We start from the raw sequence: 8,188 nt of genomic DNA, 5'->3' as shown, positions 1-8,188 counted from the left end.
GCGGCAATATCTTTCACTTTCATACCCAGCATATAGCGGGCATGGACACGGCGAGCCTGCATAGGCGGCAGGGAAGAAATGGCTTCGTACAATCGCCGTATCAGTTCTTCGTATTCGGCTAATTCTTCTTTTTCTATCAGGTAGTCCTCCGGCGATGGCTGCGCCCAGCCGATGGCGGCATTTTCGATTCCATCGTTACAATCGAGGGAATAAAACGCCTTATACCGGAACATCTTGCGATCTCTGGCGGCCTCGGCTCTCTTATCCAGAAGAAACGCTTCGACGATCTCATCGGACACCTCCACAAAAATGTCCTCTTTGCAAAATGGATAATATTGTTTGAGATTGATGGTCTGCATAGGCATGCCCTCACTCTGTTTGGAAAAAGCCATCATAGCAGCGGCGCATATTCCGCAGACCCCGGCGGATGGCAACGCTAACCTTGCTGCTGTGGACGCCCTCTATCCGAGAGATTTCCGGCTGCTTGATACCAGCAATGTAGTAGGCGTGAACACGGCGGGCCTGTGTCGGAGTGGCATGAGCCAGAGCCACCGGCAGAGCTGCAATCAGGTGCAGGCGGGTGGTCATTTCTTCTCGTTCCAGCAAAATATCTTCCGGCGATCTGCTGTGTTCCAGTGCGTAATTTTCCAGCCAGCTGTATGCGTCCAGAGAGTAGTAGGCGCGGTGGTAGACTTTCCGACGCTCATAGTTCTCCATCTCCCGCTTGGCCTGATACATCGCTGCCCATACCTCGTCCGTAACATCCACAAACTCGTCATGCCGGTAGTGGGGATACATCCACCGCAGATTGATTGTTTTCATAGGCTTACCTCCTGAAAATCGGAGAGGCGGGCAGCTTGTCCGCTGTCCGCCCCTCGCTGGGATAAGGGAAAATCCCTTTCACTTGGTAGCCCGAAAACAGGTCATTCGTTAAGCCTGTTCTCAAAGGATTTTATAAATTTTTTTCTGACCGCCTCCACACTTTGATAAACAGCCACTTTGGAGCAGCCGCACAGCACACCGATCTCTGCAAGGCTCAGTCCGTCAAGCGCATAGAGCAGGAACCGGCGGCGCTGGGCCTCGGTACAGGTGTCCAGAACAGCCATCAGCTCATGCAGCGTTTCCATGCGGCAAAGGTATTCCTCCGGCGTTTCGCCGTAGACCCCTACACCCTCGGTGGTAATGATGTACTCGTCAAACTCCCGGCCATCCCAATGCCGCCGCTGTTCATGGAACAGGTTCTCCGTTTTGTGATCGGCCCGGTCAAGAAATTCATAGACTTCCAGCGTGACCTCCACGGCCACAGCTTGTCCGTTATAATTGATGGTAACTTCCATCTGCCTTTCCTCCATTCAGATTTTTTCGGGAAAATCTGAATGGGGCGGTGGAGAACGGCACCGGGGATAAAGTTCGGGCCATGCTGACCCGATGTTCCGGCTCCATAGAGACAAAAAAGCGCCCGGACGGCATAAAGCCATACGAGCGTAATAGAGTATATTTTGCTGTTTAGTTACATGGTATAGTGCATACTTCTGACCGCATTGCTCCGCTGCTGGGAACAGGCTTTTTTTAGCTGGTGCAGGTCATGGGGACTGTGAAAAAAGGCAAAAATAGACACGGCGGCAATCCTCCTATGTGCCGCCGTGGATTTACACGGTGTTAGGTCGTCGTTGGTTTAGCGTAGACGAAAAGAAACGGCGGCTCTGAAAATCAAAGCCGCCGTTTCAAATGGGCGTGTCAAATTGTCTGCTCTACGACGGCTTTTTTCTTTTGCCGTCGCGCGGCAGAGTATTATTCAATATTTAATTCAATGTTTCCAGTGAAATTCTCACATTCAATGCCAATATAATTTCCACCATCAGGAAGTGTAATTGTGTCACTATAAGTTCCGGTTGCTTCAATCAACGTGACTGCTTCATCAGATCCAGAAATCCAAAATACTTTTGCAGTACCTTCCGTAATCTCCAAGGTGCAATCAATGGACAGCTCCTTACCGGCTTCTCTCTTTATGGAAGTTCCTCCGAACAAATACTCTGTACCTGAAAAGTTCGTATAATCAGCCGTATAAGTCCCTGTATAATCATCAATGCCTTTTTCTTTTTCCCCTTGCAGTGACGATTTCCCTGTCAGTTCTATGGAGCCCGCAGATTGAACAATGTTATTGTAATGATTGAGAATTTCATCTTTTGAACAGCCAGCAAGCATAAAACTTCCCACAAGGACGAATGTTAGTGCTAAAACTTTTTTCTTCATACAATCATCACCAGCCTTTCTTTGGAGCTACCTTTTTGGCCTTTTTCTTTGTTTGGGTTGCTTCTCGTTCTTTCATGCACAAAATCAAGATGGCAGAAATAACGACAGCAAGCGCAAGACTGCAAGAACAGGTTCCGATATTCCAGTTGACTGCGGTATCATAGCTACGGTAGCCTACCATTCCAAGACTTGCGGTAATCGGATAAAGGTTTGCTAATGTCATATTTCCTGCGGCAAACATCCCTCCATATCCATAGACAAAAGCAATGATTACACCGACTAAAAAGCTGCCTGCCCTCCGACAAGTAAGAGCGATAATCGGCAGAACCGCAAGATATAAAAAGAAATTAACCGCAGTAATCTGCAAGGCTGCTTTTAGAGCTAAGGAAATCTCAAAGCCGGGAAATCCCACAATCATTTCTGCTATGATTGTAAACAGACTGCATATCAGCCCGAAAATAATAGACAATACGCCGCACACAATCAATTTTCCGGTCAACAGTTTCTTAAAAGAGATCGGCACAGTCAGAATATTTTTCAATGTGTCATCCGTCTGCTCACGAGAAATCATATATCCAGCAATTAGGCTGATACACATCGGAAAAATCATGGACATATTGTTTTTGATGACCTGTTCTGTAAGATAGGCAAAATCCCAAACGGAACCATCATTCGCCATAGAGGTAAACAAGGTCAGCAGGACGGATAGGAGCATGAGTGCAACGCCCGCCCAAAGGATATGATACCTTTTCAATTTATAAAATTCTGTTTTTACAATGCGAACCATGTTTATTCCCCCCTCTGCTTATATAATCTGTCAATCAGTAAGAACGAAACCAATGCCATGATCCCAAGAATGAATACAACTTGAAATGTTGAGGGAATTAGCCCTGTCATTTGCTCCAAGTCCATTTTTATTCCATGAGCCGCCATATCTCCCGCACTCCAAAATGTAGTCAGTGGCGTGGGCAGAAGCCATAACATAGTTTTAGGCAGTGTGTCAAACAATGCCGTAGCACTCATGTTCAGAACGCTGTAAAAGACACACAACAAAATGGAAAAAACATAGGTCTTACTGAAAAAGACAACAAGGACAATCAACGGGAGTGTTCCTGCCGTAATGAAGATCCCCGTTTCAACCGCCAAAAACAGCTTATAACCAATTCCATAAACTTCTAATGTTCCAATTCCGCAAAGAATTGTTGCAATGGTAGAAGCCACGCAAAAAACAATTCCAAAGATAAAAAGGACAATAATCTTTGCAAGTACCATTTGCGTGCTGGTTACGGGAATTGTACGCAGATTTTTGAATGTATCGTTGTCGCGTTCCATAAAAAACAGAATAGCGGCAATCACTCCGATAATGCAGGGCAGTAAAAACTGGATACCATATCCCAACACCATGTTAAATAGTCCATCGAAAGCATCTGCCCGATCCGTATATCGCTCCATCATAGAGGGCGTTGTCATCAGATAAGTCAGCGGGATTGGAAACAGGAACGCAGCCAAAATAATCAGCGGAATAAATTTCTTCCGTTTCAATTTCAAAAATTCGCATTTGATTAGTTTAAGCAATTCCTTCGCCCCCTGTCACACGCTTGAAGTAATCTTCAAGACTTTCTTCACAGGTATGTGCTTCTGATACCTCCAATCCGTTTTCTACAAAAGCAGTTACAATTTTCCCCACGGGTAGCTCCATATTGTGTAGACGCAGATTGTGGTCGTCTTGTATGGAAAAATGGGTTTCATGGAAATTGCGTTCCAAAATTCTTGCCGCCTGTGCAGTATCAGAGAGCGTAAACCGGATATGTTTACTGCTTTTTTGCTCCAACTCAGCAAGGCTTTCTTCTTCCAGCAATGCACCGTGGTCAATAATTCCAATATCGTCAGCCAGCAAGGAAATCTCCGAAAGAATGTGACTGGAGATTAAAATGGTTTTTCCTCTTGTGTCGCAAAGCTCACGGATAAAGGATCGCACTTCTGCAATACCGATGGGATCGAGACCGTTGATCGGCTCATCCAAAATCAAAAGCTCCGGATCGTGCATGACTGCAAGGGCAATCGCCAACCGCTGCTTCATGCCAAGAGAGTATTGCGAAAACAGCTTTTTATCCTTGTAAGGTAGCCCGACCAAATCCAGAGCGTCTTTGATGGCATGATTGTTTGGTACTCCACGCAGGGTAGCAAAGATACGCAGGTTCTCCGTACCGGTCAGATTGGGATAAAAACCAGGGGACTCAATCAAACTGCCAATGCGGGGCAGCAACTTCTTTTCATTTCCTTGCAAAGACTTTCCCCAGATTTTGACCTCACCGGAAGTAGGCTTCGTTAAACCCAACAGCATTTTCATAGTTGTGGTTTTTCCGGCTCCGTTTCTACCCAACAGACCATAAATTCTCCCACGCTTGACATGGATATTTAAGTCAGCCACACTCTTTTGTGAGCCGTATTGCTTTGTCAGATTTTTTGTTTCAATGATATAATTTGTATCCATATTCAAAACCTCCTGTTCTGTAAGGTATTCTATCATGCCAACCTTGCATTAACCTTGCCGCAACCTTGCATTAACCTTGCAATTTGAAATCCAGTAAAATGACAAAGGCTCCCGCCATAAAGACGGGAACCCGCTTAACTATCCAAAGGAAAAAGCAACATAAATTCAGTTCCTTTTCCCGGCAAACTTTCAACTGTTATGCTTCCACCCATCTTTTCTACAAGCTGATGGACAATAGAAAGACCAAGTCCGCTGCCTTTTTCAGAGCGTCCTTTATCACACTTATAAAGCCGTTCAAATATGTGTTTCAAATCTTCTTTCTCAATTCCCACTCCATTATCCGCCAGCAGCAGCTCCATGTTATTTTCCTTCTTCGATAGGGAAATTTTGATTTTGTCCGCATGGCTGTGAGCGATTACATTTTGAATAAGGTTATTGATGATCCTCATATAGCTATCCATATCCAATCTTACCCGGACAGGCTGTTCAGGAATATCAATGTCATAATCAACCTGTTTATCCTCAAAAATCGGTATCCAGTCGATCAGAATATTTCTTGTCAGCTCTGCAACCTCAACGCTCTGGATCTCCAAAGCAAACTCGTTTGAATTTAACTTGAACCAGTCAAAGAGTACATCAATGTATTCTTTCAGATCATGGGCTTTCCGACGGGCGGTTTCAATATAATCATCCCGGTCTTTTCCTGTGACCAGTCCTTTGTGTGTAGCGTCAAGATACCCAAGCAGAGTAGTAAGAGGCGTTCGCACGTCATGGGAAAGGCTCGTCATAAGCTGGCGGTTGGTTTCTTCTGTCTGCCGTACAGTTGAAAGTCTGCTTTCATAGGCCACAACGATCTCATTGATTTCATAGGCAAGAGGTGCTGTCAGTTCATTTGTTGCAGATAGAATACGCCGGTTGCCATTTCCGTTTTTCACATCAACCAGCACATCGGTCATTTCTGCTATTTGTTTTTTTACACGCCGAACGAGAACGATGGAAGTCAATACAGCCACAACAGCAATCACAATGGACAAGAATACGATAATTTTCATGCTGACTACACCTCCTTATTAAACCGGTAGCCAATCCCTTTGACCGTTTGTATATACTTTGGGCTTGAAGGATTGACTTCTAATTTTTTACGAAGTCGGCTGATAATCGCCATAATGTTACTGTCATCATAGAAATATTCTTCGCCCCATACTTCCTCATAAATCTGCTGTTTGGTCAAAATTTTCCCTTGATGTTTTGCACAGTACAGGAGCAAATCAAATTCCTTTGGGGGCAGTTCAAAAGTGCCGTTTGATGTAGTAACAGAACGATTTTCAAGGTCAATCTGCAATCCGTCAAAATTTAGCTTTTGTATGGCTCCAGCTTGCTGATTAAAGCGAGTGTAGCGGCGAATAAGAGACGCAATACGGGCAATCAGTTCATCCATATCAAACGGTTTTGTAAGATAATCGTCCGCTCCGGCCCGTAAGCCCCGTACTTTAGAAATGCTGTCATTTTTAGATGTGAACATCAAAATCGGCAAGCTGTACTCCTTGCGAATTTCTTCCAGCGTTTCAAACCCGTCCATGCCGGGCATCATCACATCCAGCACCACAAGCTGATACTCCTGCTCTCTTAATTTTTGTAAGCCCTCTTTTCCGGTATTACAAAAATCAGCTTCTATGTTTTCTGCTTGTACGCTACGTTTAATCAAAGCGCACAGTTCTCTGTCATCATCTATAATCAGGATTTTATTCATGGTGCAACCCCTTCCCTTGTTTTGTCCTTCCGTCAATCGGCTTTTCTGCGTTCTTTGGGATCAGCCAAACACCAGCCATCTTTACAGCGCCGGGAATGCGCCCTCCGGCGCAATAATAATTTACCCTACGAGGTGTCACGCCCCACTTTTCGGCGGCCTCTTTCAATGTCATATAGTCCATTTCGCACCTCCACAGAGTACATTATAGTTCTCTTTCTCGAACAATGCAAGGAACGAAATGTGAATTATAAACTTCAATCAACCTGCATATAGCAACATTCCACGGGCGAAGTATGAATTATACAATGTAACTGGGTGATGTTATATGGCGAAAGTTGAAGATTGTCCCGGTTTTGAAACCTTCGGCGCAGATGTCAAAGCTGCACGAGAGGCAAAGCGTCTGGCACGAAAAACATTGGCAGAAATGGTTGGGATTGAATGGCGGTATCTTGCCAACATTGAGAATCAAGGTGCGATTCCGAGCCTGCCTGTGATGATCCAGTTGATTAAGGTCTGCGGACTTCCCGTGGAACGGTATTTTAACCCGGAGATTATGCGAGAAGAAAGCGAACAGCGGCAACGGGTCAGCCACAAGCTGAAGCTTTGCCCTGAAGAATACCTGCCGATTATCGAAGGTGCCATAGACGGGGCGCTCAAAATGGAACAGACTGCGAAGCAGAAGGAGGACGCATAATCGCGGCCTCCTTCTGGCGTTTCTGTATCATGTTTCCCTGCACTTTTCCAAAAGTTCCCGGCACCTCTGCTGGATTTCTCCGGTTTCTGTCACAGTCAGGTCACGGTCATTTCCAGTAATCCTATCTTCCAGAAAGTTGGCGTATGTACCCAACAAAGCGTTCCGTAAATCCTCCGGGGTTTTCTGTATTTCAGCGCTGTACCAGTCATTCCGGTGGGGTTCCCATGCCATCAATGTATAACCGTGGCTGGTCTGAACCACCTCATACAGTGGATCATCATCCAGATATGCCTGAAACACTTTCAAAATCTTTTCAAAGGTCAGCATTTCCCGCACCTCCCATTCAGCTGCAAATCAGTTCCCTGATTAAAATTTCCTCAATCTGTGCCGTTAATGTGTTCATCAGCCCCACCCAACGCATAGGGTCACAGGCTTTCAGTTCTTCCGCGACACCCGCAGTCTCCATCATGTGAGGCAACATGGTGTCCACGCGCTCCTGTGCTGTCCGCTCAATCTCTAACAGGTGTGGATACAGCTTCTCGCTCATCAGCAGATGGTTGTAGAGAATGGGGCGATGTTTCTTTAGGTAGGATTTTCGCATTCTGCCGTACTTGCCGATAGAAGTTTCCGGCTGTTCAGAAAGTTTTAGGTTGGGTATATCATAATCTCCACAACGAATGTAAGTCAACTCACTCATATTCATTCTCCTTTGCTTCGTGATGATTAGACTGCTGCGCTGGCTGCTATGCTGCCTTTGCGTGGTTCTTCTTTTGGCAGCTGACCGATAGTAGAAAAAACACCTTTTTTCATATCCTCAGCCCGGATCAGGGCTTTCTTAGCGTCCATTTCCGCTTTTTTCTTCGCCTTGATTTTGTCCTCATACTGTTTCTGTGCGCCGCTGGCTTTCCGCTTCAAATAATTCTGATGAAGCCTGTCCTTGCGTTCTTCTTTTTTCCGCAGTTCTTCCTGTTCCTCCGGGGTTAAAGGAACCGGCTGT

At 45.5% G+C, this 8,188-nt stretch carries 13 protein-coding genes and 1 pseudogene; 1 reads left to right on the top strand and 13 read right to left on the bottom strand.

Translation table 11 applies throughout. The features are described 5' to 3' along the window. The 10 genes from DWW13_RS17210 to DWW13_RS17165 all read right to left on the bottom strand — a co-directional run. Window positions 1-359: sigma-70 family RNA polymerase sigma factor (locus tag DWW13_RS17210; RefSeq protein WP_118720691.1), on the bottom strand; the 359-nt coding region annotated here is incomplete at its 3' end. Window positions 360-369: 10 nt separating this feature from the next. Beyond that, entirely contained in the window at window positions 370-822 is a 453-nt protein-coding gene (locus tag DWW13_RS17205; protein ID WP_118720689.1) for an RNA polymerase subunit sigma-24, read from the bottom strand. A 101-nt stretch (window positions 823-923) separates the two neighbouring features. Then, window positions 924-1,337 (bottom strand): RNA polymerase sigma factor, encoded by a 414-nt coding sequence (locus DWW13_RS17200; RefSeq protein WP_118720687.1) that lies wholly within the window; start codon window positions 1,335-1,337, stop codon window positions 924-926. Window positions 1,338-1,791: 454 nt separating this feature from the next. After that, window positions 1,792-2,253, bottom strand: coding sequence for a hypothetical protein (locus DWW13_RS17195; RefSeq protein WP_118720685.1), 462 nt, complete (start codon window positions 2,251-2,253; stop codon window positions 1,792-1,794). Window positions 2,254-2,260: 7 nt separating this feature from the next. Then, the gene (locus DWW13_RS17190; RefSeq protein WP_002594767.1) at window positions 2,261-3,040 is read right to left on the bottom strand and encodes an ABC transporter permease; all 780 of its coding nucleotides are present in this window, start codon (window positions 3,038-3,040) and stop codon (window positions 2,261-2,263) included. Between the two features lie 2 nt (window positions 3,041-3,042). Next, window positions 3,043-3,828 (bottom strand): ABC transporter permease, encoded by a 786-nt coding sequence (locus DWW13_RS17185; protein ID WP_055303121.1) that lies wholly within the window; start codon window positions 3,826-3,828, stop codon window positions 3,043-3,045. Continuing rightward, window positions 3,821-4,747, bottom strand: coding sequence for an ABC transporter ATP-binding protein (locus DWW13_RS17180; RefSeq protein ID WP_005341684.1), 927 nt, complete (start codon window positions 4,745-4,747; stop codon window positions 3,821-3,823). Before DWW13_RS17180 ends, DWW13_RS17185 begins: the two co-directional genes overlap by 8 nt. A gap of 134 nt (window positions 4,748-4,881) precedes the next feature. Next, window positions 4,882-5,799, bottom strand: a complete 918-nt coding sequence (locus tag DWW13_RS17175) for a sensor histidine kinase (RefSeq protein ID WP_118720683.1) — start codon at window positions 5,797-5,799, stop codon at window positions 4,882-4,884. A gap of 5 nt (window positions 5,800-5,804) precedes the next feature. After that, window positions 5,805-6,497, bottom strand: a complete 693-nt coding sequence (locus DWW13_RS17170; RefSeq protein WP_055186324.1) for a response regulator transcription factor — start codon at window positions 6,495-6,497, stop codon at window positions 5,805-5,807. Continuing rightward, window positions 6,490-6,678 (bottom strand): helix-turn-helix domain-containing protein, encoded by a 189-nt coding sequence (locus tag DWW13_RS17165; RefSeq protein WP_024738628.1) that lies wholly within the window; start codon window positions 6,676-6,678, stop codon window positions 6,490-6,492. The genes DWW13_RS17170 and DWW13_RS17165 overlap by 8 nt, the downstream gene beginning before the upstream one ends. A gap of 144 nt (window positions 6,679-6,822) precedes the next feature. Between DWW13_RS17165 and DWW13_RS17160 the strand changes: the two genes are divergently transcribed. Further along, on the top strand, window positions 6,823-7,191 hold the full coding sequence (locus DWW13_RS17160; protein WP_005933665.1) for a helix-turn-helix transcriptional regulator: 369 nt from the start codon (window positions 6,823-6,825) through the stop codon (window positions 7,189-7,191). Between the two features lie 27 nt (window positions 7,192-7,218). Here DWW13_RS17160 and DWW13_RS17155 read toward each other — a convergent pair whose 3' ends face one another. The 3 genes and pseudogenes from DWW13_RS17155 to DWW13_RS17145 form a co-directional block, all read right to left on the bottom strand. After that, on the bottom strand, window positions 7,219-7,518 hold the full coding sequence (locus DWW13_RS17155) for a hypothetical protein (protein ID WP_118512274.1): 300 nt from the start codon (window positions 7,516-7,518) through the stop codon (window positions 7,219-7,221). Window positions 7,519-7,534: 16 nt separating this feature from the next. Further along, a complete protein-coding gene (locus DWW13_RS17150) occupies window positions 7,535-7,888 on the bottom strand; it encodes a TnpV protein (RefSeq protein ID WP_118360129.1) in 354 nt (117 codons plus the stop codon). 26 nt (window positions 7,889-7,914) lie between these two features. After that, window positions 7,915-8,188, bottom strand: a pseudogene (locus DWW13_RS17145) (DNA recombinase); the annotation flags it as partial.

Origin of the sequence: Blautia sp. AF14-40 (assembly GCF_003479665.1) — a bacterium.
GTDB lineage: Bacteria > Bacillota > Clostridia > Lachnospirales > Lachnospiraceae > Fusicatenibacter > Fusicatenibacter saccharivorans.
The sequence above is the reverse complement of the archived record's forward strand: the minus strand, read 5'-3'. Positions and strand labels throughout refer to the sequence as shown.